This is a genomic window from Desulforapulum autotrophicum HRM2 (assembly GCF_000020365.1).
In the GTDB taxonomy this organism is placed as follows: Bacteria; Desulfobacterota; Desulfobacteria; order Desulfobacterales; family Desulfobacteraceae; genus Desulforapulum; species Desulforapulum autotrophicum.
This window is the reverse complement of sequence record NC_012109.1, coordinates 35,025-58,495: the sequence shown is the minus strand read 5'-3', so window position 1 is coordinate 58,495 and position 23,471 is coordinate 35,025. Positions and strand designations below refer to the sequence as shown.

At 43.8% G+C, this 23,471-nt stretch carries 27 protein-coding genes and 1 pseudogene; 23 read left to right on the top strand and 5 right to left on the bottom strand.

Features of this window, described 5'->3' with window-relative positions:
• Positions 1 to 626: 626 nt before the first annotated feature.
• The 23 genes from HRM2_RS24750 to HRM2_RS28220 all read left to right on the top strand — a co-directional run bounded on the left by HRM2_RS24750 (position 627) and on the right by HRM2_RS28220 (position 16,061).
• Positions 627 to 1,055, top strand: a complete 429-nt coding sequence (locus tag HRM2_RS24750; protein ID WP_012663349.1) for a hypothetical protein — start codon at positions 627 to 629, stop codon at positions 1,053 to 1,055.
• 202 nt (positions 1,056 to 1,257) lie between these two features.
• Positions 1,258 to 1,551, top strand: a complete 294-nt coding sequence (locus HRM2_RS24745; protein ID WP_012663348.1) for a type II toxin-antitoxin system HigB family toxin — start codon at positions 1,258 to 1,260, stop codon at positions 1,549 to 1,551.
• 9 nt (positions 1,552 to 1,560) lie between these two features.
• On the top strand, positions 1,561 to 1,932 hold the full coding sequence (locus HRM2_RS24740; protein WP_012663347.1) for a helix-turn-helix domain-containing protein: 372 nt from the start codon (positions 1,561 to 1,563) through the stop codon (positions 1,930 to 1,932).
• Between the two features lie 161 nt (positions 1,933 to 2,093).
• On the top strand, positions 2,094 to 2,612 hold the full coding sequence (locus HRM2_RS24735; RefSeq protein WP_012663346.1) for a hypothetical protein: 519 nt from the start codon (positions 2,094 to 2,096) through the stop codon (positions 2,610 to 2,612).
• A gap of 17 nt (positions 2,613 to 2,629) precedes the next feature.
• Entirely contained in the window at positions 2,630 to 3,136 is a 507-nt protein-coding gene (locus HRM2_RS24730) for a hypothetical protein (RefSeq protein WP_012663345.1), read from the top strand.
• 275 nt (positions 3,137 to 3,411) lie between these two features.
• Positions 3,412 to 3,561: a hypothetical protein gene (locus tag HRM2_RS27990; protein ID WP_012663343.1), complete on the top strand. Its 150-nt coding sequence runs from the start codon at positions 3,412 to 3,414 to the stop codon at positions 3,559 to 3,561.
• 88 nt (positions 3,562 to 3,649) lie between these two features.
• Positions 3,650 to 4,258 (top strand): hypothetical protein, encoded by a 609-nt coding sequence (locus tag HRM2_RS25740; RefSeq protein ID WP_012663342.1) that lies wholly within the window; start codon positions 3,650 to 3,652, stop codon positions 4,256 to 4,258.
• Between the two features lie 70 nt (positions 4,259 to 4,328).
• The gene (locus tag HRM2_RS24715; RefSeq protein WP_012663341.1) at positions 4,329 to 5,216 is read left to right on the top strand and encodes a GIY-YIG nuclease family protein; all 888 of its coding nucleotides are present in this window, start codon (positions 4,329 to 4,331) and stop codon (positions 5,214 to 5,216) included.
• A gap of 121 nt (positions 5,217 to 5,337) precedes the next feature.
• Positions 5,338 to 6,177, top strand: a complete 840-nt coding sequence (locus tag HRM2_RS24710) for a hypothetical protein (protein WP_012663339.1) — start codon at positions 5,338 to 5,340, stop codon at positions 6,175 to 6,177.
• 315 nt (positions 6,178 to 6,492) lie between these two features.
• The gene (locus HRM2_RS24705) at positions 6,493 to 7,065 is read left to right on the top strand and encodes a hypothetical protein (protein WP_041274334.1); all 573 of its coding nucleotides are present in this window, start codon (positions 6,493 to 6,495) and stop codon (positions 7,063 to 7,065) included.
• A 377-nt stretch (positions 7,066 to 7,442) separates the two neighbouring features.
• The gene (locus tag HRM2_RS24700; protein ID WP_012663337.1) at positions 7,443 to 8,015 is read left to right on the top strand and encodes a recombinase family protein; all 573 of its coding nucleotides are present in this window, start codon (positions 7,443 to 7,445) and stop codon (positions 8,013 to 8,015) included.
• Between the two features lie 58 nt (positions 8,016 to 8,073).
• A complete protein-coding gene (locus HRM2_RS24695; protein ID WP_012663336.1) occupies positions 8,074 to 8,298 on the top strand; it encodes an addiction module protein in 225 nt (74 codons plus the stop codon).
• Entirely contained in the window at positions 8,288 to 8,587 is a 300-nt protein-coding gene (locus HRM2_RS24690; protein ID WP_012663335.1) for a type II toxin-antitoxin system RelE/ParE family toxin, read from the top strand. The genes HRM2_RS24695 and HRM2_RS24690 overlap by 11 nt, the downstream gene beginning before the upstream one ends.
• Positions 8,588 to 8,914: 327 nt before the next feature.
• Complete coding sequence (locus HRM2_RS24685) at positions 8,915 to 9,814, top strand: helix-turn-helix domain-containing protein (protein ID WP_012663333.1); 900 nt, start codon at positions 8,915 to 8,917, stop codon at positions 9,812 to 9,814.
• Between the two features lie 188 nt (positions 9,815 to 10,002).
• Entirely contained in the window at positions 10,003 to 10,314 is a 312-nt protein-coding gene (locus tag HRM2_RS28225) for a recombinase family protein (protein WP_012663332.1), read from the top strand.
• A gap of 100 nt (positions 10,315 to 10,414) precedes the next feature.
• On the top strand, positions 10,415 to 10,963 hold the full coding sequence (locus tag HRM2_RS24675; protein ID WP_232364312.1) for a DUF4357 domain-containing protein: 549 nt from the start codon (positions 10,415 to 10,417) through the stop codon (positions 10,961 to 10,963).
• Between the two features lie 121 nt (positions 10,964 to 11,084).
• Positions 11,085 to 11,924: a hypothetical protein gene (locus HRM2_RS24670; protein WP_012663339.1), complete on the top strand. Its 840-nt coding sequence runs from the start codon at positions 11,085 to 11,087 to the stop codon at positions 11,922 to 11,924.
• A 315-nt stretch (positions 11,925 to 12,239) separates the two neighbouring features.
• Positions 12,240 to 12,812 carry a hypothetical protein gene (locus HRM2_RS24665; protein ID WP_041274333.1) on the top strand — a complete coding sequence of 191 codons (573 nt, stop codon included), beginning with the start codon at positions 12,240 to 12,242 and terminating at the stop codon, positions 12,810 to 12,812.
• Positions 12,813 to 13,189: 377 nt separating this feature from the next.
• Positions 13,190 to 13,762: a recombinase family protein gene (locus tag HRM2_RS24660; protein WP_012663337.1), complete on the top strand. Its 573-nt coding sequence runs from the start codon at positions 13,190 to 13,192 to the stop codon at positions 13,760 to 13,762.
• A 58-nt stretch (positions 13,763 to 13,820) separates the two neighbouring features.
• Positions 13,821 to 14,045: an addiction module protein gene (locus HRM2_RS24655; RefSeq protein WP_012663336.1), complete on the top strand. Its 225-nt coding sequence runs from the start codon at positions 13,821 to 13,823 to the stop codon at positions 14,043 to 14,045.
• On the top strand, positions 14,035 to 14,334 hold the full coding sequence (locus HRM2_RS24650) for a type II toxin-antitoxin system RelE/ParE family toxin (RefSeq protein WP_012663335.1): 300 nt from the start codon (positions 14,035 to 14,037) through the stop codon (positions 14,332 to 14,334). Before HRM2_RS24655 ends, HRM2_RS24650 begins: the two co-directional genes overlap by 11 nt.
• A gap of 327 nt (positions 14,335 to 14,661) precedes the next feature.
• Positions 14,662 to 15,561: a helix-turn-helix domain-containing protein gene (locus HRM2_RS24645; protein WP_012663333.1), complete on the top strand. Its 900-nt coding sequence runs from the start codon at positions 14,662 to 14,664 to the stop codon at positions 15,559 to 15,561.
• Between the two features lie 188 nt (positions 15,562 to 15,749).
• The gene (locus HRM2_RS28220) at positions 15,750 to 16,061 is read left to right on the top strand and encodes a recombinase family protein (RefSeq protein WP_012663332.1); all 312 of its coding nucleotides are present in this window, start codon (positions 15,750 to 15,752) and stop codon (positions 16,059 to 16,061) included.
• A gap of 395 nt (positions 16,062 to 16,456) precedes the next feature.
• Here HRM2_RS28220 and HRM2_RS24635 read toward each other — a convergent pair.
• From HRM2_RS24635 to mads1, 5 genes and pseudogenes are all read right to left on the bottom strand, one after another.
• Positions 16,457 to 16,846 (bottom strand): annotated as a pseudogene (locus HRM2_RS24635) (DEAD/DEAH box helicase family protein); the annotation flags it as partial.
• A gap of 1 nt (position 16,847) precedes the next feature.
• Complete coding sequence (locus tag HRM2_RS24630; RefSeq protein ID WP_012663330.1) at positions 16,848 to 18,752, bottom strand: site-specific DNA-methyltransferase; 1,905 nt, start codon at positions 18,750 to 18,752, stop codon at positions 16,848 to 16,850.
• 16 nt (positions 18,753 to 18,768) lie between these two features.
• Positions 18,769 to 19,533: a DUF4391 domain-containing protein gene (locus HRM2_RS24625; RefSeq protein ID WP_012663329.1), complete on the bottom strand. Its 765-nt coding sequence runs from the start codon at positions 19,531 to 19,533 to the stop codon at positions 18,769 to 18,771.
• Positions 19,523 to 22,762, bottom strand: coding sequence for a helicase-related protein (locus HRM2_RS24620; RefSeq protein ID WP_012663328.1), 3,240 nt, complete (start codon positions 22,760 to 22,762; stop codon positions 19,523 to 19,525). Before HRM2_RS24620 ends, HRM2_RS24625 begins: the two co-directional genes overlap by 11 nt.
• The gene (mads1, locus tag HRM2_RS24615; RefSeq protein ID WP_012663327.1) at positions 22,759 to 22,956 is read right to left on the bottom strand and encodes a methylation-associated defense system helix-turn-helix domain-containing protein MAD1; all 198 of its coding nucleotides are present in this window, start codon (positions 22,954 to 22,956) and stop codon (positions 22,759 to 22,761) included. Before mads1 ends, HRM2_RS24620 begins: the two co-directional genes overlap by 4 nt.
• Positions 22,957 to 23,471 lie beyond the last annotated feature (515 nt).

Here is a 23,471-nt window from a genome sequence, read left to right as displayed (position 1 = left end):
GGCCTTAACCAAAATGGTAAGGGGTATGGTTGTGATGATCAGGTTTCATCCCACGTGATCCATGATTCCCCCGGCGAATAGACAGACGCTAACCCATTGTGTAATATCAGTGGAACAGGGTAAGCCCAACTGTCTCCATTTAAGTATGGAAAGTGAGTCGCAAGGCGAGCCGATAGATAAGTGGGTAGAGGAGGTCGGAAAAAGCGAATGCTGTTCTGTAATGGGGCAGATACGGGGAATTCCCCGGCACGAAAGTGAACAGACTTCCGACGGGTGTTGAATCCCGGGAAACGTTTGGACGGTTTTATCTTCATGGTGAGGATAGACGGTGACTGTTATGTCATTGACGGCCTGGAGAGCTTTGGGAGGCTTTGCCGAACAAAGTAAATCGTTTACAAGCACGTATCGAGAAGGCAGTAGAGGTGTAAACCGATACTGCCGGGTTTTGAAAAGAACTTTATCAATGCTTGAGCCGTATGAGGTGAAAGTCTCACGTACGGTTTTTAGGGGGCCTGGGGCTGGAAACAGCCCCAGGCTACCCGACACCGCGAGCAGCTCATCGATTTTTTCGGAGGCTATTCGCGCGGCAGGTGAGCTTACCGTTGGGGCAAGAAAGAAGGAGGAGTATGTCGATTTGGGATGCAACAAAAACAGCTTTAAAGTATACTAGTCCAGTTTCGTGGCTTATTGCTGAGGGGGCTGAAAAAGCAGCAACGTCTATTGCGAACGCTTCGGACAAAGGTCTGGAACAACTCGAAGAGGAAGTGGCTAAGCAGACACTCCAGATGCAATTCGCACAGCAACAAGCACGAATTGAACAGGAACTTGCTATTGCTCGACGTATCGACAATGCGGAAGAAGTGGAAATAGAGGAGTTTTACGACACATCAGGTAAAGGAAAAGTTGGGTTGTCCGTTAACCAAGCAAGCCAGACAGCCTCTGTGGGTGTTGGTGCGGGAGGGCGGCGTGTTACCAAGCGAGTCTACCATTTTAAAGGATGGCGCTTACAAGACCCTGAGTCAATTGAGCAACACCTTAGCGACATTGAAAGCTAACCTGTCGCTTGAGTGGGACCGGGCGTACTGCGCACTTTTTCGGAAGTATGTGGTTTAAGAAAATAAAAACTTTTATCTGAGGTCTCGGGTTCAAGACGTCCGGCCCCTCAGCTCAATCGTTAGCGCCTCAAAAATAACCTCCTAAATCCAAAGTAAAAATAAAAACTTGATCCCAAAATGGTAATGCGCTATATTCTTGTATATGAGAATAATTTCGAAAAAAATATTGAGAGAGTTTTGGGGAGTTTATTCAGATGCCGAACAGTCATTAAAGGCTTGGCACGCAAAAGCAAAATTAGCGGACTGGAAAATTCCAAGTGATATAAAAACTGATTATAGAAATGCTAGCTTTGTTGCCAATAATCGTGTGGTTTTCAATATTAAAGGAAATACATACCGTCTCGTGGCAGCAGTCAATTATGATTTTGGTGTTGTTTATATTCGTTTTGTGGGTAGCCACAAAGAATATGACAAAATTGACGCAACAACTATTTGAGGTGAAACCATGAATATTAAACCTATCAAAACAAAAACTGATTACACTGAAGCATTGCAAGCAGTTGAAAATTTAATGCACGCAAAAATAGATACACCTGACGGGGACAGCCTTGATGTGCTTGTTACCTTAATTGAGGCATACGAGGAAAAACATTATCCTATTTTACCTCCTGAGCCAGTTGAAGCTATCATTCACCAAATGGAAAGCCAGGGTCTTTCCCGCAAGGATTTAATTCCATTTTTGGGATCAAGAGCAAGAGTATCGGAAATATTAAACAAGAAGCGTGCTCTATCGATCAACATGATTAGAAAACTACAAAATGGCTTGGGTATTTCAGCAGAAATATTGATAAAACCCTACAATTTACGAACAACATGAAAGCACTTGATTACGAGCTGTTACAACTTTATTTTGTTGTAGCAATTAGACAAATCAAAGCGCTAACCTAGCGCTAAACCTGACCAGGTGTCAGCTCATCGGTTTCCTGTGAGGTTATAGCCCTGGCAGGTGAGCTCACCGTTAGGTTTTGGGAGAGCGAGATGAGCAAGTTCCACATTGTGATGGTTGTCGTAATTTTTCTGTCTGGGTGCGCAAACAGCCAATATGCAATTCAATTTGACTCAAGCCCGCAAGGAGCTGCGTTGGTTTGCGATGGAAAAAATTGGGGATATACGCCAGAGACTCTATATATTCCAAAAAAGAATATCAAAGGCCAAACTGAACTAAACTTATCAGGTTGTACAGCAACTTGGGTTAGCGGTGCACAGAATAGATACGGAACGGTGCCTCTTACTCAATATCCAGATAGTGTCAGGATAACTGCACCTCGTCCGGACGCACCAAATTTAGAGCAAGATATGAATTTTGCTTTGAAAGTTCAGCAGTTTAAATATCAACAAGCACAAGATGCTGCGGCTGCGGCAGCAAAAGCTTGGGCTGATCTAAATCAATCACTGAAAGACACGACCGAAAGTATACGGAAGAACACGCCCACATCAACATACACTAATTGCTATAACACTTTTGGTGGTGTTAGTTGCAATTCAACAAGTTATTGAAAGACATGGATTAATATATGCTAGAAGTCAGCGAAGGGCTGGAGAAAACAAAAACTAAAATGCTCTTGGCATCTGCCGTAGCGTTGTTTGTTTCTCTTACAAAGACATTGCCAAATAAGGTGACGGCAATAGGATTGGATTTAGAAGGGAATGAATCTATTTTGGGATGGTTTATATTAACTATATCATCATATTTTTTGATAAGGTTTGTTATGCTATCCACGGTAGAGTTGCTTCAGTACTACCTGCCCGACCTCATATCGACTAAAACATCGAAAACAACTGGCGACACTATAGGGCTTACAGCTGACGAGTGCTTCAATAACGAGCGTGAAGATGATTATGAAATTGGTACGGTAAGTGGCGAAATACACGAAATAAATAAGAAAAATGAAGTTATACGACGTACTTATAAAACCCTGTTCATAAAGTTTTCCAATGGCATTACATTATTATTTGAGCTTTTTGGCCCAATGATTTTTTCAATTACAAGTATTGCTCTTTTGTATAGGTTTTTAACCTAACAATTCGCTGCAGCCGACCCAAAACCGCTACGCGGTTTCGGTTGGCTGAGCTCAAGCGTTAGGTGACAAAGTAAATCAACATCCATCGCAAACTAAGGAAAAGTCTATGACAAAGAAAGATAGAATCGCAATCGTAGTAAGCATCGTATACGCAATACTCCCCCTCTTGGTACTGTTCGAAGAGCCAGCTGCCGCTCTACTGTTCTGCCTCCCGATTATTTTGTATTGGGGTTATAGATTTATTAAAAATGACATTAGTTTTATAGGTAACTCGAATGATTCAGCACAGTAAATGCAAGAGGTGTGAGGCAAATTTCAACATCCTTGATCTAAAAGATAATCCAGATGGAGTTGGAATGGTGTGCATTGACGAAATTTCCTGCCAGCAGCGTCAGCCACCTGAAAGTACCAAAAAGGGTACCTAACAAGGCCAGCCAGAGGGACTGCCAAACCGCTGCGCGGTTCGCCAGCCCCTGCTGGCGGCGTTAGCGCTCAAACGGAGATTACCGCAGCATGAAAGTTCTAACCCTTCCATTAGTTATAGCCGTGGCATTTCTGATTGGCTGCTCAGACAGCAGCCACAATCCGCCGCCTATCGACTCAGTTGCTACTGAGGCGGCCGTCGCCGCAGATGCAGCGGAGGCTGCCGCCACCCCACAGCCAGAAAAGCCAGCCATACGCGTCGGTTGGTCACCGAACGATGCCTGCTCATTCTTGAATCCGATCTTGGTAACACGCGGATACAAACACGACTTTGAAGATGAGTACCACTGCTCCTCTCCGTACAAAGACATAGGCGCGTCATCCGCTGGACTGCCGAACAATCTGGCGTACTACGTCACTGGCACGTCGAATGTCGCAGACACGGTGAAGCTAGTACTAAATTACAACCAGCCAGCTAGCGCTTCCGCAGCAACTAAAGAGTTGGCCGCCGCGTCAAGGACCCTTGCCCTCAAAGCAACAGGAAATGAAATTCCCGCAAATGTTCTTTCTGCAATCTCAGCGGGCCGCGCAGCCGTAGAAACCTCCGGAGAGTTCACACACGAGGTTAAACGAGACAATTGGCCAACCGGTCGCGGTTATGAAACACACTACATCGTCACCAAATCGGTTGAGCGCTAACAATTCATTCAAGCCGAAGCCGCTTCGCGGCTCGGCTTAATTCAGGCGTTATGTTTCAAAGAGGAAAACAATGGCATTCGGTAGAAAAGTGACAATTTACCTTGCGGATGGGGCACCATCAGGAATCCGCCATGTTGAAATTGCAAATTGGTCTGGTCAAGCTATAGCATGCCCACGCAGCCGTTTAAATGAGCTTAAAGATTGGTCTGAAGCTCAACGGCCAGGCGTATATTTTTTACTTGAGAAACAAACTGCTGAAACAGGTGATCGAGCGTATATAGGTGAATCTGAAAATGTCGTCAAACGTCTAAGTCAACAAGATAAAAATCAAGATTTTTGGAATGAAGTTATCATTTTTACGAGTAAAGATGAAAATTTAACAAAGGGTCATATAAAGTACCTTGAATCTCGACTTACAGCTATAAGTATTGAGGCGGATAGATATAAAATTGAAAACGGGAATACGCCAACAGAGTCTTTGCTTCCACGTGCCGACAAAGACTCAATGGAAGAGTATATTCATAATTTAAGAATAATCATGGGGACGCTCGGTCATAGAGTTCTTGAACCGATAAAAGTTGTTGAATCTCTACAGAATGAAGTTCCGTCAAAACCAAAACTATCAAGATTCATTTTTAATTTTTCTATTCGTGATTTAAACGCTACAGGTCAACAAACTGATGATGGCTTCGTTCTTTTTAAAGGCTCTGATATTTCAGGTAAAACCAGCAAGAGTATGCCCGGAAAAACTTTGTCAATTCGTGAAAAATGGATAGCAGATGGAACGTTGGTCCCAAATGGAGAGAATTTTAAGCTCACAAAGGACAGTATTTTGAGTTCATCTTCATATGCAGCAGTCTTGGTTGCCGGAACTAGCAGGTCAGGGCCTCAAAGCTGGATAGATGAAAACGGACGATCACTTAAGGCAGTTGAAGAAATTTTACTTGCGGAAACATAACCAAGCTAATGCAGCCGACGCAAAAAGCCGCGCGGCTGATTAGCGGCGTTGGGGCTCATCTTATAGCTTTCGCACAAATGCGATACGCTCATCTATTACACCGGATAGGAGGGAAAAGGTCATGAGACATCTAATATCGTTTGTTTTTATTGTAATTTTTATATCGGCTTGCGGTGGCGGGGGCGGCAGTAGCAACTCTGAGCAAAACAATTCAGATCTATTCGAGGATGCATTTGCAATCCTGAATGAGAATGGAAGTCCTGGTGAGCTTCATTCCACTGTCAGGCGGGATTCAGGCAATGGGCGTTCAGTCGGTTGTAGTGAGGCATATTACATATCTACTTCTGAATTGCAGTCATTTGTAGAAAGTGAAACCGCCTATGCGCTTTGTGGTCACCAATTGAACGAGAATGAGAACCCATTATGTATATATCCAGGGAGTAATGCTTATCGCACACATGAAATTTCAGCCGATTCTGCACATCCCGACGCACAACAAGAAATAATCACAATTCCGCTCATACAAGGAAATATTGAGGTCACACTGACATACGAAAACTTGGATTTTGAGTATGAGTTTGGAGCTGAAAATAATGCAACAGATTGTGATTCGGATACTCTTTGGATGACGACCACATACGCTGACTCTGACATTGATGGGATATACTCAGCCATTCTCGTGAGCATTGATTCTAATGGTGTTCCTATAACAGAATCAATAGGCAGTATTTCTTGCGATACAGGCAATTGCACTGGCATTGTATCAATATCAGAAATGCAATATGAATCTTCAACCGAGAGCTGGTCTGGTCTAATGACATTTGGAGGAATCCAATTCGATTTAGTTGCAACATTATCGCCAAATAAATCTGTTGCAATTTTCGTGGGATGCCCCCCATTCTCTGAAGTTAATCCGAAAGAAATTTCGAAATCTTGTTTGTTCATCGGCGCATATAAATAATGCTCAATTTGCTGAAACAGGGCATGAACTTGAAAATTAAACTCAATTGCCCAACAAAGCTATTTCAGCCGACGCAAAAAACCGCGCGGCTGAATAGCGACGTTGAATGGACATCCGGGAGCGGGCTGGACAATTGTCCGATTTTATGCTACCGCTGAAGCGTTGCTTCGCAGCCGCATAACTGCGTTATGACGGACAAAGCGAAGCAACACTTCAGCGGCAGTTAAGGTGAATTATCCACCCCACTTACCCGGGCCTATCAACAAGCCACTGCACATGGACAAGCCAGTGAGTTAAACATTAGTGAAGAAATATATGAAAGAAACAGAATGGGCAAAATTGGTCGCTGAACGACTTGATACAGAGCTATCAGGGTTCCATGTTCAGGCAGGCAAGAAACTTACTTATGCTAATGAAATCATTGAGTACGATGAAGGCTCATCTTTATACAATGAAATGGGGTACGAAACAGATATTCTTATTTATGAGTCTACAGGTGAAAAGAAATGGAAACCCAGAGTAGTAATAGAAACCAAAATAAATAGTGTAACAACTCATGACGCTATTACTTACAGCCAGAAGGCATCTGCTCATAAATATGTTCATCCCTATTTGAGGTATGGCATTTTTATTGGTAACCGCAAGCATTATCCTTTACCTGGTAGACTATTTAGACACGGTGCACACTTTGACTTCATGCTTTCATGGAAAGGCTATGAACCTCTTGAATATGAGTGGATAGCACTTATTGAAATTGCAAATGAAGAAATATCTGCTTCTAAACAATTAGAGGAAATGTTTTTTAATAGTAGGAACAAAGATAGAATAAAATATTTTGCTCTTCATAAGCCTTTAATTACTAAATCCATAAAAAACACTAACGAATGAGTGCACACTATTCTCAGGCGTTGGTCGCGTATAGGAAAGTGTGACTCTGACGTTAAACTATATGGACCTGAGATAGCATCAAACGGGGTTCGATCATATTCCACTTTATAATATATAAACATGAACGAGCCAGCAATTCAGATTCAAGTATTATTATCCTATCCTTAAGATTTCTCAGTACCTAAATTGTCAAGCTTATCTTTGGCAAACTTGATACTGCATCCCATCCTTCTTATAACCTTTTGTCAACAAGGTATACCTTTATGACACATATATAATCCCCGTCAAAAAGGTTGTTTTTTTAATTTTTGACACCCTTTCCAAAAAGGTCTAAGGTGTTTTTGACACTTTAGACCTTTTTAATAGAGGGGGACATCATGGGCATCTTCACTTATGCCAGGGTATCAACACTTGACCAGAATACAGACATGCAAGTGAATGCATTGAAGGCAGCTTATCCGGATGCAGTGCTCCGGGAGGAAAAGAAGTCCGGTTCCACGGTAAAGGATAGGTTTGTCCTAAACATCATCCTGGACATGATCGGCAAAGGTGATAAACTGGTAGTCTGGAAACTTGATAGGCTTGCCAGGAACATGAACGACCTCACCAAAATAATTGAGGACCTAAACATCAAAGGGGCCGCTTTGGAGATCCTGGACCAGAAAATTGACACGACTACAGCAACGGGCCGGGCCTTCCTGCAAATGCTTGGAGTTTTTGCAGAGTTTGAGACCAATCTCCGCAAAGAACGGCAGCTTGCCGGGATAGCGGCAGCCAAAGATAAGGGTAAGCACCTAGGCAGAAGATCCTCTCTCACAGATGAGCAGAAAAAAGAAATTCGGACAAAAAATCAAACAGGGATGAATCCCACCACGCTATCCAAGGAATACGGAGTCTGCCGTGGTACAGTCTACAATGTGATAAAAGACATGGACACCCTGCCAAACTAAATGAAACCATTAAAGATTCCGCTTGAAGTTGGAGTTAAACTATTATCAGGAGGTAACAATGAATTTAAATACAGTTTCTATATTCAACCTGAGTCCACCAGAAAAGCTTCAACTGTTGGAAGATCTCTGGGACGATCTGGCTGCTTCCCCATCAGATGTTCCTGTGTATGAATGGCAAAAGGAGGAGTTGGCTCGTCGGAAGACCAACTTAATGAATAACCCGACTTCGGGGCTTTCGTGGGATGATGTAAAGCGCAAAACTCGGAGTCTCTATGGTCGCTGAACTAATAATCGCACCGGAAGCACAACAGGACATTGATGAGGCATATTGTTGGTATGAATATCGTCGACCTGGTCTGGGGGAAGAGTTTCTCCACTGCGTGGACGATTGTATCCAGGTTATTTGTCGCATGCCTGAACTTCACGCTAAGGTTCACGAGGAATATCGACGGGCACTGGTGAGGCGATTTCCATACGCCATCTTTTATGAACACGCTGGAGGGACGGTATATATCTACAGCATCTTCCATGCATCCCGGAACCCACAGGAATGGCACAATCGTTTAGTGTGAATTAAAGATTGTCTTTCGTCCCCTGTAAAGGAGTTTGAAGCCCAACCTGTAACTTTGGGATCAAAAAGCGTTACATTATTGTTTTTAACAAAAGCAACAGTAACAAACGGAGAGTCCTAAAAAAAGGCAACAGTAACATGGGGAGTAGTCTATATTTCAAGTGCAACAGTAACAAAATGGAGCCCTCTGTAAATCTGCATTTTGTGTGATCTTTTTTTCAAATGTCGGGGACCGAATACATCTTGACCGTCACCACTACTCTTGATAATCTCCATGGAGCGATGGTGTCAGGGTGTCCGTAACCGAAGAACAAGAAAGGAAGAGCGCATGGAGCATCTTTCAATACCGCAGATAGCCGATAAATTAAAGATCAGCGACAATACTGTCCGACGATATATGAAACGCTTTAAAGATTGCCTCCCATCCCCTATAAAGGTGGGGATAGTTTACAAGTACCCTGAAAACACAATCGAACTGATCGGGAAAATTTATACATGGTATGAAAGGGGCATGTCAAAGAATGAGATCATCGGGAATCTGCAAAATAAAGATGATGACGTCGCCTCCCCGACACCACCACAACCGGATAAACTTGATATCCTGGGCGGCAAGATTGATGCCCTTACCACAGCCATCAGCGGGTTGACTACTTTATTGACCAGCAATGCAGCCACCCTGCCAGCAGCCGGACAGACAATTAAAGCCTTAGAGGGTGTGAGAATTAAACTTCTATCTGACCCCATCCTTACACCAGATCCACAGGCCGACACGGACCCACAATCGGAAGAGATAGACGCCCCCACCATACAACCATCAGACCGACCACTCAACATGGGGTCGCCACCAGAAAAGATAGGACCAAACACTCCCACCACCCCGACACCTACGGACAAAATAAAGGCTGACACCACCACTACCCCTACTGGAGGGGTAAAAAACGGCGAATCCTTGAAGAAGCCCAAAGACACTAAGGAAAAGGAACCATCCTACACCCTACCACCAACTGGAGGCGACACCATACCTACAGGTTCTGTCACCCCTGACATGGAGGTCGACATCGAGGGGTATAAAGGGCAGGTCATTAAACTGATTCTCAAGCTGAAAGCCCAGGGTATGATATTGAAAGATATCAAGTCCGAGCTGGAGGGCAGAGGGTTGAAGACCTTTACTGGAAAAACAATCTGGGCCACAGGAACTATTGGCAATCTTTATCATAAAAATAAGTGATCTTCTATATCAACCAACACTAAAGGAGTTTGAAACCCAAAAGCAACAGTAACAAAACGGGAGCCTCCAAAAAAAAGCAACAGTAACATGGGGAGTGGTCTATATTTGAAGTGCAACAGTAACAAGATGGAAGCATCTGTAAATCTGCATTTTGTGTAATCTTTTTTTCTTGATCATCAATCAAACTGGTGGTCTGGAAGATGGATAGATTTGCCCGGAACATGAACGACCTCTGCAATATCACTGAACATTTGAAAGGTAAATGCGCTGCCCTGGAAATCCTCGACCAGACTCCCTGGAATGATGGTGTCAGAGTGTCAGCAACCGAAAAACAAGAGAGAGAGTACATGGAGTACCTATCAATACCGCAGATAGCCGAAGATCCACAGGCAGACACGGACCCACAATCGGAAGAGATAGGCGCCCCCACCATACAACCATCAGGCCGACAATCCAACATGGGTATTTTTGTACAACCCCCAAAAAAGTATATTTTGTAGATTATACGACCAATTCCTCTTTGAGTGATCTCTTGAGCAGTTCTTACAGGACTGCCTGCATATCAATGACTTCCCGGGCTCTGGTGAACTCGTAGCGACCGTGCATATTGATGTGCAGCCAGGGGCGGATAGATATAAAATTGAAAACGGGAATACGCCAACAGAGTCTTTGCTTCCACGTGCCGACAAAGACTCAATGGAAGAGTATATTCATAATTTAAGAATAATCATGGGGACGCTCGGTCATAGAGTTCTTGAACCGATAAAAGTTGTTGAATCTCTACAGAATGAAGTTCCGTCAAAACCAAAACTATCAAGATTCATTTTTAATTTTTCTATTCGTGATTTAAACGCTACAGGTCAACAAACTGATGATGGCTTCGTTCTTTTTAAAGGCTCTGATATTTCAGGTAAAACCAGCAAGAGTATGCCCGGAAAAACTTTGTCAATTCGTGAAAAATGGATAGCAGATGGAACGTTGGTCCCAAATGGAGAGAATTTTAAGCTCACAAAGGACAGTATTTTGAGTTCATCTTCATATGCAGCAGTCTTGGTTGCCGGAACTAGCAGGTCAGGGCCTCAAAGCTGGATAGATGAAAACGGACGATCACTTAAGGCAGCTGAAGAAATTTTACTTGCGGAAACATAACCAAGCTAATGCAGCCGACGCAAAAAGCCGCGCGGCTGATTAGCGGCGTTGGGGCTCATCTTATAGCTTTCGCACAAATGCGATACGCTCATCTATTACACCGGATAGGAGGGAAAAGGTCATGAGACATCTAATATCGTTTGTTTTTATTGTAATTTTTATATCGGCTTGCGGTGGCGGGGGCGGCAGTAGCAACTCTGAGCAAAACAATTCAGATCTATTCGAGGATGCATTTGCAATCCTGAATGAGAATGGAAGTCCTGGTGAGCTTCATTCCACTGTCAGGCGGGATTCAGGCAATGGGCGTTCAGTCGGTTGTAGTGAGGCATATTACATATCTACTTCTGAATTGCAGTCATTTGTAGAAAGTGAAACCGCCTATGCGCTTTGTGGTCACCAATTGAACGAGAATGAGAACCCATTATGTATATATCCAGGGAGTAATGCTTATCGCACACATGAAATTTCAGCCGATTCTGCACATCCCGACGCACAACAAGAAATAATCACAATTCCGCTCATACAAGGAAATATTGAGGTCACACTGACATACGAAAACTTGGATTTTGAGTATGAGTTTGGAGCTGAAAATAATGCAACAGATTGTGATTCGGATACTCTTTGGATGACGACCACATACGCTGACTCTGACATTGATGGGATATACTCAGCCATTCTCGTGAGCATTGATTCTAATGGTGTTCCTATAACAGAATCAATAGGCAGTATTTCTTGCGATACAGGCAATTGCACTGGCATTGTATCAATATCAGAAATGCAATATGAATCTTCAACCGAGAGCTGGTCTGGTCTAATGACATTTGGAGGAATCCAATTCGATTTAGTTGCAACATTATCGCCAAATAAATCTGTTGCAATTTTCGTGGGATGCCCCCCATTCTCTGAAGTTAATCCGAAAGAAATTTCGAAATCTTGTTTGTTCATCGGCGCATATAAATAATGCTCAATTTGCTGAAACAGGGCATGAACTTGAAAATTAAACTCAATTGCCCAACAAAGCTATTTCAGCCGACGCAAAAAACCGCGCGGCTGAATAGCGACGTTGAATGGACATCCGGGAGCGGGCTGGACAATTGTCCGATTTTATGCTACCGCTGAAGCGTTGCTTCGCAGCCGCATAACTGCGTTATGACGGACAAAGCGAAGCAACACTTCAGCGGCAGTTAAGGTGAATTATCCACCCCACTTACCCGGGCCTATCAACAAGCCACTGCACATGGACAAGCCAGTGAGTTAAACATTAGTGAAGAAATATATGAAAGAAACAGAATGGGCAAAATTGGTCGCTGAACGACTTGATACAGAGCTATCAGGGTTCCATGTTCAGGCAGGCAAGAAACTTACTTATGCTAATGAAATCATTGAGTACGATGAAGGCTCATCTTTATACAATGAAATGGGGTACGAAACAGATATTCTTATTTATGAGTCTACAGGTGAAAAGAAATGGAAACCCAGAGTAGTAATAGAAACCAAAATAAATAGTGTAACAACTCATGACGCTATTACTTACAGCCAGAAGGCATCTGCTCATAAATATGTTCATCCCTATTTGAGGTATGGCATTTTTATTGGTAACCGCAAGCATTATCCTTTACCTGGTAGACTATTTAGACACGGTGCACACTTTGACTTCATGCTTTCATGGAAAGGCTATGAACCTCTTGAATATGAGTGGATAGCACTTATTGAAATTGCAAATGAAGAAATATCTGCTTCTAAACAATTAGAGGAAATGTTTTTAAATAGTAGGAACAAAGATAGAATAAAATATTTTGCTCTTCATAAGCCTTTAATTACTAAATCCATAAAAAACACTAACGAATGAGTGCACACTATTCTCAGGCGTTGGTCGCGTATAGGAAAGTGTGACTCTGACGTTAAACTATATGGACCTGAGATAGCATCAAACGGGGTTCGATCATATTCCACTTTATAATATATAAACATGAACGAGCCAGCAATTCAGATTCAAGTATTATTATCCTATCCTTAAGATTTCTCAGTACCTAAATTGTCAAGCTTATCTTTGGCAAACTTGATACTGCATCCCATCCTTCTTATAACCTTTTGTCAACAAGGTATACCTTTATGACACATATATAATCCCCGTCAAAAAGGTTGTTTTTTTAATTTTTGACACCCTTTCCAAAAAGGTCTAAGGTGTTTTTGACACTTTAGACCTTTTTAATAGAGGGGGACATCATGGGCATCTTCACTTATGCCAGGGTATCAACACTTGACCAGAATACAGACATGCAAGTGAATGCATTGAAGGCAGCTTATCCGGATGCAGTGCTCCGGGAGGAAAAGAAGTCCGGTTCCACGGTAAAGGATAGGTTTGTCCTAAACATCATCCTGGACATGATCGGCAAAGGTGATAAACTGGTAGTCTGGAAACTTGATAGGCTTGCCAGGAACATGAACGACCTCACCAAAATAATTGAGGACCTAAACATCAAAGGGGCCGCTTTGGAGATCCTGGACCAGAAAATTGACACGACTACAGCAACGGGCCGGGCCTTCCTGCAAATGCTTGGAGTTTTTGCAGAGTTTGAGACCAATCTCCGCAAAGAACGGCAGCTTGCCGGGATAGCGGCAGCCAAAGATAAGGGTAAGCACCTAGGCAGAAGATCCTCTCTCACAGATGAGCAGAAAAAAGAAATTCGGACAAAAAATCAAACAGGGATGAATCCCACCACGCTATCCAAGGAATACGGAGTCTGCCGTGGTACAGTCTACAATGTGATAAAAGACATGGACACCCTGCCAAACTAAATGAAACCATTAAAGATTCCGCTTGAAGTTGGAGTTAAACTATTATCAGGAGGTAACAATGAATTTAAATACAGTTTCTATATTCAACCTGAGTCCACCAGAAAAGCTTCAACTATTGGAAGATCTCTGGGACGATCTGGCTGCTTCCCCATCAGATGTTCCTGTGTATGAATGGCAAAAGGAGGAGTTGGCTCGTCGGAAGACCAACTTAATGAATAACCCGACTTCGGGGCTTTCGTGGGATGATGTAAAGCGCAAAACTCGGAGTCTCTATGGTCGCTGAACTAATAATCGCACCGGAAGCACAACAGGACATTGATGAGGCATATTGTTGGTATGAATATCGTCGACCTGGTCTGGGGGAAGAGTTTCTCCACTGCGTGGACGATTGTATCCAGGTTATTTGTCGCATGCCTGAACTTCACGCTAAGGTTCACGAGGAATATCGACGGGCACTGGTGAGGCGATTTCCATACGCCATCTTTTATGAACACGCTGGAGGGACGGTATATATCTACAGCATCTTCCATGCATCCCGGAACCCACAGGAATGGCACAATCGTTTAGTGTGAATTAAAGATTGTCTTTCGTCCCCTGTAAAGGAGTTTGAAGCCCAACCTGTAACTTTGGGATCAAAAAGCGTTACATTATTGTTTTTAACAAAAGCAACAGTAACAAACGGAGAGTCCTAAAAAAAGGCAACAGTAACATGGGGAGTAGTCTATATTTCAAGTGCAACAGTAACAAAATGGAGCCCTCTGTAAATCTGCATTTTGTGTGATCTTTTTTTCAAATGTCGGGGACCGAATACATCTTGACCGTCACCACTACTCTTGATAATCTCCATGGAGCGATGGTGTCAGGGTGTCCGTAACCGAAGAACAAGAAAGGAAGAGCGCATGGAGCATCTTTCAATACCGCAGATAGCCGATAAATTAAAGATCAGCGACAATACTGTCCGACGATATATGAAACGCTTTAAAGATTGCCTCCCATCCCCTATAAAGGTGGGGATAGTTTACAAGTACCCTGAAAACACAATCGAACTGATCGGGAAAATTTATACATGGTATGAAAGGGGCATGTCAAAGAATGAGATCATCGGGAATCTGCAAAATAAAGATGATGACGTCGCCTCCCCGACACCACCACAACCGGATAAACTTGATATCCTGGGCGGCAAGATTGATGCCCTTACCACAGCCATCAGCGGGTTGACTACTTTATTGACCAGCAATGCAGCCACCCTGCCAGCAGCCGGACAGACAATTAAAGCCTTAGAGGGTGTGAGAATTAAACTTCTATCTGACCCCATCCTTACACCAGATCCACAGGCCGACACGGACCCACAATCGGAAGAGATAGACGCCCCCACCATACAACCATCAGACCGACCACTCAACATGGGGTCGCCACCAGAAAAGATAGGACCAAACACTCCCACCACCCCGACACCTACGGACAAAATAAAGGCTGACACCACCACTACCCCTACTGGAGGGGTAAAAAACGGCGAATCCTTGAAGAAGCCCAAAGACACTAAGGAAAAGGAACCATCCTACACCCTACCACCAACTGGAGGCGACACCATACCTACAGGTTCTGTCACCCCTGACATGGAGGTCGACATCGAGGGGTATAAAGGGCAGGTCATTAAACTGATTCTCAAGCTGAAAGCCCAGGGTATGATATTGAAAGATATCAAGTCCGAGCTGGAGGGCAGAGGGTTGAAGACCTTTACTGGAAAAACAATCTGGGCCACAGGAACTATTGGCAATCTTTATCATAAAAATAAGTGATCTTCTATATCAACCAACACTAAAGGAGTTTGAAACCCAAAAGCAACAGTAACAAAACGGGAGCCTCCAAAAAAAAGCAACAGTAACATGGGGAGTGGTCTATATTTGAAGTGCAACAGTAACAAGATGGAAGCATCTGTAAATCTGCATTTTGTGTAATCTTTTTTTCTTGATCATCAATCAAACTGGTGGTCTGGAAGATGGATAGATTTGCCCGGAACATGAACGACCTCTGCAATATCACTGAACATTTGAAAGGTAAATGCGCTGCCCTGGAAATCCTCGACCAGACTCCCTGGAATGATGGTGTCAGAGTGTCAGCAACCGAAAAACAAGAGAGAGAGTACATGGAGTACCTATCAATACCGCAGATAGCCGAAGATCCACAGGCAGACACGGACCCACAATCGGAAGAGATAGGCGCCCCCACCATACAACCATCAGGCCGACAATCCAACATGGGTATTTTTGTACAACCCCCAAAAAAGTATATTTTGTAGATTATACGACCAATTCCTCTTTGAGTGATCTCTTGAGCAGTTCTTACAGGACTGCCTGCATATCAATGACATCCTGGGCTCTGGTGAACTCGTAGCGACCGTGCATATTGATGTGCAGCCAGGCTAACAGTGAGACTTTTTTAAGTTGGGCAACGCTCTCTCTATATATCGTGGTTACTTTTCATGAGCCAACAGGTTTGAGAGGATTGTGGATTTATAATAGAAAGAAGCTGGACAAGGATAGTGTTGCAATGCTACGAGAAAGCTGGGCTGAAGGGCTCTTGATCAAAACTTTAATGAAGGATTACAATTTCTCAAAGCCAGCGTATACAGTTATCTCGAAAATCACGGTTAATCTTCAAAATATACTTTTTTGGGGGTCGTGCAAAAATACCCTTAATGGCGATAGAGGGCACCACAATAATAAACTTGGTGAATCCGTAGAGCCGGTTCATTTCAAAGATCGAGCGCAGATAGACATAGGTTTTCCCAGTCCCGGTCTCCATCTCCACGGTAAAATCCATGGAATCCATTTTTTCGGAAGGAGCCAGCCCATTTTTCAGCTGAATCTTGCGGATGTTTTTATGAATATCCTCATCCAACAGTTTCAAGCGGTTTCCTATACCCAGATTGTTTTCCATCCCGGGAATAACCTGCTGGGTGGTGTATTGCAGCGGAGCAACGGTAAAATTGGTCTGACAGATTTCCTGCCCTTCAAATACACCGGCAACGGATTCTATGGCCTGTTTCTGGAAGTCCAGATTCGGATCAAATTGTATCTTCATCTTACAAGCTCCTTACATCAACAATGCCAGCCTGTTTGAGAATCTGAACCGCATTGGTTTTCACCACATCATCTTTGAAACCGGAGTCCTTGAATACCACACGCATGATTTCCGGATTGAGTTCATCCTTCAGCTTGGCGATGCCTTCGACCACTTCGAGAGAGATGGCATCTGCAAGACAGATAATGAGTGCCCCCATGCCGATATCGAATACCTTCTGTCCGGCAATGGTGTGCTCGCTAATAGGCAGGGTCAGATCCAGACCGTATTTGAGCAGAATTTCATAAAGGACATCTTCCTCACGACGGTCGGTTTTGATGTTGGAGATGAAGTCTTCGAGGGTGCGCTCCGTCATATCAAAGTCAACTTCCCACGGTTTGATATTAGTGGAGTCGAGTTTGAAAGCCTTGAAGCCAAGGTCGCCATCATATTCAGGGTTTTCTTCTTTGATTTTTGCAGCAGCAAGTGAAATACGTGCTTTTGTCAGCTCAGTGATTTTTAAGGGCAGTTTATTTTGGATACAATATTGAGCTGCTGTTTGCTGCTCATTCTTTGTTGGATTGATAACTTCCGGTAGCTGGACAAGTAAAAATTTACGATTTCCTTTATCAGAAGCATTTTGTTGCATCATTGCATCAGCAGTTGTTCCAGACCCGGCAAAAAAGTCCATAATAATTGCATCTGGATCACTGATATTCTCAACAAAAAACTTAATTAGTCCTGTTGGTTTTGGATAAGAAAATACTTGTGGTCCGAAAAGGTTGCGAATCTCCTTTGAGCCATGCTCCGTTCGCCCAACATCCTTCTCTGGCAAATATGAAGAGATTGCCATACGAACCTCTTCTGTCCCATATTTCTTAAAAGCCTTCTCACGATCCTCGTTTTCAAATACTCGAAAGGCTGGGCGTTTTATGTTCAGGAAATCATAATCTCCAGGGAATACAATTTTCCCATTTTTATAATACTCAGGAAATGTATCCTCCGTTACACACCATGTTCTTGTTTCGTTAGCAGGAAATTCTTCACCATTTTTTGGATTAATCATCGTGAAAAATGAATTCGGACGTTCTTCTTTAGTTTTGTTAGTCGTAGAGTCTTGCATTCGCCATGGTTCAGAAAAGTCATCTGATTGATAATATTTTCGTTCACCCAATCGTCCAGCAACGAAGTACGGCTTTCCATAACAAACAATCCATTCAACATCACAGGATACACCAAAGGGAACATCTGCTTTGGCCGTTCTAGACCGCCACGGAAAAATTGCTATAAAATTTTCATCTCCAAAAACCTCATCACACATTTTACGGAGGTTTGAAACTTCATTGTCATCGATTGATATGAATATCACACCATCATCCTTCAGAAGATTCCTCGCCAGCTTCAAACGCGGGTACATCATATTCAGCCAGTCGGTATGATAGCGTCCACTGGTTTCCGGGTTGTTGGATAGATTACGGCCTTCACCATCCACCTGACCGGTAATCTCTTTGTAGTTTTTGATGTTGTCCTTGAAATTGTCTTTATAAACAAAGTCCTTGCCGGTGTTATATGGCGGATCGATATAGATCATCTTCACTTTTTTGTGATAGCTTTTCTGGAGGAGTTTGAGCACTTCAAGGTTATCGCCTTCAATGAAAATATTCTGCGTGCTGCCCCAATCAATTGATTCTTCCTTGCAGGGGCGCAAAGTACCGGTGCTGGGTGTTTGGGCGATCATCCGGGCTTTGCTTTTACCGTTCCATGTAAAGCTGTAGCGTTCATCGCGGTCGTCCACAAACGTGCCGAGCACTTCCTTTAGTGCCTCAAAATCCACCTTGCCTTCTGTGAAGGCTTCAGGAAACAGCTCCTTCAGCTTGCCAACGTTTTCGGCTACGATATCCATTGTTTTACCATCCATTTTTTCCATGATTAAACCTCTCTTATTAAAGACTCGCAGCCAGTTGCTTGAGCTCTTGTTCAAATTTCTTGATTTGTGTATTCAGCTCCACCTGCCGGTTGAAAGCTGCTTTTTTAAGCTGCCCGCGCAGTTCCGATATTCTTGATTCAATTTCCCGGCAACGCGTCAACCGCTCGAGCCGATCACCCGCTTTGCCGATGGCAAATGTCCCAGACAATACAGAGCACTCATATCCAGTGAACCGATCTGTCCAGGCATTGTATAAAGACCCGTAGTTCTGAAGCGGCATATTGCTCCACGCGAGTGATTGGATAAAGGCGGCTTCCCGCTCGTTCAGCCCGTCACAATTCATCCAGCCGGTGGTGAAAAACCGTTCAGCCACAAAGGCTCCATGCTCGGCCTGGCTGAAACGCTTGGGAGCGATACTCAGGGCTATATCTCCGCTTTCGGTATAGAAGCCCAGCATCAAGGGATACGGGATGACTCTGTGGATGATCTCGGCAATTCGTTTGTGGCCTTTTGGGGAATTCATTTCGACCTGCAGAACTGCTACCTCAAGATATTCCCGCTCATTATCCCTAAAGGGCAGAACCGGACAGGTTGAGGATTTCAGGGTATATTCCCAGTAAACGCTTTTCACGTTTTCCCTAAACAACTTTTTGTCACTGGCAACAAGCTCGCCGCTTTCAAGAAACTGCTTTTTAGGAACCCGCTTGCCTAAGAGAGCCGCCTCGGGAAAGGAAATGGCATTCCAGACATATTCAATGGCTGCTTTTTTATTATCTGGCATCGTCTGCCTCCTCACCCAGAAGGATCAGGTAGCTGACCACTTCAAAGTCATCCATGCCCTTAAAGCTGTTTTTACTAATGACGGTTCCGCCGGGAGAGAAGAGACTTTCTACACCACGTTCTTCTGCTGCGCCGGTCAGGGCCTGTACCGCTTTGGATAGCAGGTTGCGGTAATGCGACATATCAGAGCCCTTGCGTGTCAAACTGGAAAGCCGAGTGGTGGCTCCACCATTAATTGATTTTCCATGGATGCTCATCTTTTTCAGCAGGTCCAGAATCTTTTTTGTTTGGGTGAACTGCAAAATGACAGAACCGTCGTTTGATACATAGACTAAATAGTAGGGAGACAGGGCGTAGGTGGTGTCCGAAACGGTTTGTGCTCCTTCATTTTTAAGGCAGAAAATTACTCCCGGAGACAACTCGCCCTTTAATGAGTCGTCAATAGTGGCAACAGCAAAAGCTCCCGGTGGCATCCGCTCCAGCAGGTTTTCATGTTCTTTTATGTAGTCACTAAGGTCCATGCGGAAATCGTTCAAGGTAAGATCGGTGATTGAAATGCCACCCTCAACATCCTCAATATCCAGAACTTCGTTCTGCAGTTTTTCAAGCTGCTTTCGCCGATAGTCGAGGTCGTTCATTTTCCCGGAATCGGTAAACTCAATGACGTTTTCCTCACCGGTGGCCGAAATATCAAGCAGGACCATTCGCCCGGAAACGCGGGCCTCCAGATTGATGTATTCATCCAGCTCCATGTTGGGCCAGAAATTCACCAGCTGGATTTTGTCATTCTTGGAGCCCAATCGATCAACACGCCCGAAGCGCTGAATGATCCGAACCGGATTCCAGTGGATGTCATAGTTGATCAGATAATCGCAGTCCTGCAAGTTTTGTCCCTCTGAAATACAGTCTGTGGCGATCAGCAGGTCAATCTCAGCGGTGAGAGCAGAATCAATCTTATCCCGCTCTTTTGAAATAGGAGAAAAGGAGGTGATAATGGCCGCCAGATCTTTTCGGATACCGGGCATCTCAGTCTTGTTTTCACCAGAGCCAGTCACCAAGGCGGAATAAACCCCGAGCTCTCTATGTGCCCATTTTGCAGTATGCTCGTATAGATATTTTGCGGTGTCCGCAAATGCGGTGAAAATGATGATTTTTTTATTTCCCGGATTAATCGGGTTGGTCACCTTGTGCTGTATCAGTTCCTTCAACCGTCGCAGTTTTTCATCTTGCGGGGCTTTAACTGCCTGAGCAGATGAAATGAGCTTTTCCAGAATCTCCCGGTCCTCCTCAAGCTCTTGCTTCCAGCGAACCTTGTCCATGTCCTGAATGAGGACTTTGACTTTTTTGCCGACTACAAAAGGAGAGAAAGCATCATCTTCAATTTCAATCTCTTCGATATCGAACTCTTCGACAGCTGCGTTGTTGTCATGGGCTGCAATTTTCTGGATCAGGCCGTTCACCTCGCCAAGAAGTTTCTCCAGCGTCATCGTAAAGGAGTTGATGGAGCTTTCCATGCGTTTGAACAGGTTAACCCGCATCAAATGAATCAAACTCTGCTCACGGTCAACCTGCCTAAAGACCGAGCCCCCGGCAACCTTTCGGTCATACTTGCGGCTATATTCTTCAGCCTTGTGCGGCAGGACATATTTCAAAGGAGCATAGGCACTCAAATTAAGCAGCCGTATGTCTCTATTGATGCTTTCAAGTGCCGGGAAGCGTCCCTCTGTATCGATGTCCGCCTTGATATTGACGGGTCTGAGCCTCTCTGGAAATTTCCCGATTTCGGACATATCATAATATTTTTCGATATGCTTCCTGGAACGTGCAATCGTCAGAAGGTCTAAGAGTTTGAAATAATCAAAGTTTAGGGTCTCCAGCAGCGATTCTGTTGTCCTTTGGCTTCCATCCAGAGTCAACCAGGCGTTAAAACGAGTTTGGGCCATTTTAAGCGTCTGCTCAATGCTGGCAATCCCATTTGACTTTAGAGCCTCATCTTTAGCTTCAACAATAAACGCCACTTGGTTTTTCAGGTCGTTCATCCGGTTGTTTACAGGAGTCGCAGAAAGCATAAGAACTTTTGTTTTTACGCCTGCCTTGATGATGTCATTCATCAGTTTGGAGTAACGGGTCAGAGAATCATCCTTACGGGCCGGATTGTTTCTGAAGTTGTGCGACTCATCGATGACGATCAGGTCGTAGTTACCCCAATTCAGGGTTTCCAGATTGATCTCCCCGGACATGCCACGCAATCGCGTTAGATCGGTATGATTCAATACATCGTAATTGAACCTGTCCGAGGCCATGATGTTTCGTTTGTCATTTACCGTATAAAGCGTCCAGTTTTCCCGCAGCTTTTTAGGGCATAAAACCAGAACTCTATCATTGCGCAGTTCATAGTATTTAATGATTGCCAAGGCTTCGAAGGTTTTACCCAAGCCCACGCTGTCTGCAATGATGCAACCGTTATAGCGTTCAATTTTATCGATGGCGCCCAGCACACCGTCACGCTGGAATTTGTAAAGCTTCTGCCAGACTTGAGTGCTTTTAATTCCGGTCTGGGTTTTAATGATTTTGTCTTCTTCCAGTTCAGCAATAAAATCTCTGAAAATATTGAAGAGCGTCAGGAAGTAGATTAGCTGGGGAGTCTTGTCAGAGTAAATGAGAGCGAGGGCTTCTTGCAGAATGTCTCCAAAGTCATCACTCTTTTTTCCCGAATCCCAAAGTTCACCAAACCACTTGATTAGTGAATGAGCTTCGTCAGAACTGCGGAAGCAGGTATTCATGTGATGGGCTTCTGATGGAACAATGCCCAGACCGTCGGTGGTGAAAGACGAACTACCCACAATAGCAAGGTGTTCTCCGTTATCGGCATGAGCCAAATGAATAAGATTCTGGTGTACCGATGATGGCAACTGGCGGACCTCACATTTCTGTTTCAGCCACTCCGAGCACTCCCGGGCGATGCGAGTGACATCAAGTCGATTTCGGAGGCGGCGGTCCAAGTGATTTCCGTGCAAATTATTTAAAAAACTCTCTTCATCATTGAGGCGTGGCACAAGGAGTCGAAAGTTGTTGATTTTAGAAAGCTCCTTTTTCAGCTCATCATACGCATAAAGCGAAAATAGAGCGGAAACCACAGAAAGAGTGCATCCAATTGCAATATTTCCTTTGAGCTCGGAAACAACATTTCCCAGAGATTTGTTGTCAAGTATTCCATAAGAGTGCTTCACTGATCTTCACCTTCTTTGAAATTTCTTGCTTTTCCGTCACGAACCCAGGTATCGACCTCGTCTTTCCTGAACTTCCAAAGACGGCCAATCTTGTGGGCGGGCATCTTCTTGCGGCTTATCCATGTGTAAACAGTATCTTTGCTGATACCCAGATATTGAGCAATTTCCTCTACTGACAACCAACGATCTTCCATTTTTTACACCTCTGAAGATTATATGTTCAAATTGGTTCAATCTGTCTTTTTACATGGTATCTGGTTTTTGTCAATCGGGTTTAGTTGGGTTTGATCAGGTTTTATATGAAATGTTGGCATGGATAATGGTATAAAACTTTGACGTTTTCCAGGATGAATCCACTTTTTGTTATTTGAGGTCTGAAATATAAAATTTGGCAGATTCAACCGAAGTATTTGAGGCGAGGACTACCTGTCGGCCAGGCTCCGTTTTTCGGTGGCAAGACTCCTCCGGACTATCCCTGTTAGTCCACACTTTGCTTAAAATGATTTAAACCACAACATATGAGCTTTTTTGAATTTCAAAAGTCAACCATATTTGCATTATTCATAACCCACCTAATATTGCATAATTCAAATTAACATCGGTATAAGGTAGCCGCCTCCTTTATTTTACATTCTTTCGACCCTCCAAGATCTTATATAAAGTCATATGGCTGAACCTATACCGTTCAGCCACGGCTTTTTTATCTGGC

Excerpts from the sequence above, each read along its gene's own strand:
- HRM2_RS24715 (WP_012663341.1), top strand. The coding sequence starts at position 4,329 with ATGGCATTCGGTAGAAAAGTGACAATTTACCTTGCGGATGGGGCACCA.
- mads1 (WP_012663327.1), bottom strand. The coding sequence starts at position 22,956 with ATGGAAGATCGTTGGTTGTCAGTAGAGGAAATTGCTCAATATCTGGGT.
- HRM2_RS24665 (WP_041274333.1), top strand. The coding sequence starts at position 12,240 with ATGAAAGAAACAGAATGGGCAAAATTGGTCGCTGAACGACTTGATACA.
- HRM2_RS24735 (WP_012663346.1), top strand. The coding sequence starts at position 2,094 with ATGAGCAAGTTCCACATTGTGATGGTTGTCGTAATTTTTCTGTCTGGG.
- HRM2_RS24655 (WP_012663336.1), top strand. The coding sequence starts at position 13,821 with ATGAATTTAAATACAGTTTCTATATTCAACCTGAGTCCACCAGAAAAG.
- HRM2_RS24745 (WP_012663348.1), top strand. The coding sequence starts at position 1,258 with ATGAGAATAATTTCGAAAAAAATATTGAGAGAGTTTTGGGGAGTTTAT.
- HRM2_RS24700 (WP_012663337.1), top strand. The coding sequence starts at position 7,443 with ATGGGCATCTTCACTTATGCCAGGGTATCAACACTTGACCAGAATACA.
- HRM2_RS27990 (WP_012663343.1), top strand. The coding sequence starts at position 3,412 with ATGATTCAGCACAGTAAATGCAAGAGGTGTGAGGCAAATTTCAACATC.
- HRM2_RS24740 (WP_012663347.1), top strand. The coding sequence starts at position 1,561 with ATGAATATTAAACCTATCAAAACAAAAACTGATTACACTGAAGCATTG.
- HRM2_RS24705 (WP_041274334.1), top strand. The coding sequence starts at position 6,493 with ATGAAAGAAACAGAATGGGCAAAATTGGTCGCTGAACGACTTGATACA.
- HRM2_RS24730 (WP_012663345.1), top strand. The coding sequence starts at position 2,630 with ATGCTAGAAGTCAGCGAAGGGCTGGAGAAAACAAAAACTAAAATGCTC.
- HRM2_RS24630 (WP_012663330.1), bottom strand. The coding sequence starts at position 18,752 with ATGGAAAAAATGGATGGTAAAACAATGGATATCGTAGCCGAAAACGTT.
- HRM2_RS24690 (WP_012663335.1), top strand. The coding sequence starts at position 8,288 with ATGGTCGCTGAACTAATAATCGCACCGGAAGCACAACAGGACATTGAT.
- HRM2_RS24660 (WP_012663337.1), top strand. The coding sequence starts at position 13,190 with ATGGGCATCTTCACTTATGCCAGGGTATCAACACTTGACCAGAATACA.
- HRM2_RS24710 (WP_012663339.1), top strand. The coding sequence starts at position 5,338 with ATGAGACATCTAATATCGTTTGTTTTTATTGTAATTTTTATATCGGCT.
- HRM2_RS24695 (WP_012663336.1), top strand. The coding sequence starts at position 8,074 with ATGAATTTAAATACAGTTTCTATATTCAACCTGAGTCCACCAGAAAAG.
- HRM2_RS24750 (WP_012663349.1), top strand. The coding sequence starts at position 627 with ATGTCGATTTGGGATGCAACAAAAACAGCTTTAAAGTATACTAGTCCA.
- HRM2_RS24645 (WP_012663333.1), top strand. The coding sequence starts at position 14,662 with ATGGAGCATCTTTCAATACCGCAGATAGCCGATAAATTAAAGATCAGC.
- HRM2_RS24625 (WP_012663329.1), bottom strand. The coding sequence starts at position 19,533 with ATGCCAGATAATAAAAAAGCAGCCATTGAATATGTCTGGAATGCCATT.
- HRM2_RS24650 (WP_012663335.1), top strand. The coding sequence starts at position 14,035 with ATGGTCGCTGAACTAATAATCGCACCGGAAGCACAACAGGACATTGAT.
- HRM2_RS24670 (WP_012663339.1), top strand. The coding sequence starts at position 11,085 with ATGAGACATCTAATATCGTTTGTTTTTATTGTAATTTTTATATCGGCT.
- HRM2_RS24685 (WP_012663333.1), top strand. The coding sequence starts at position 8,915 with ATGGAGCATCTTTCAATACCGCAGATAGCCGATAAATTAAAGATCAGC.
- HRM2_RS25740 (WP_012663342.1), top strand. The coding sequence starts at position 3,650 with ATGAAAGTTCTAACCCTTCCATTAGTTATAGCCGTGGCATTTCTGATT.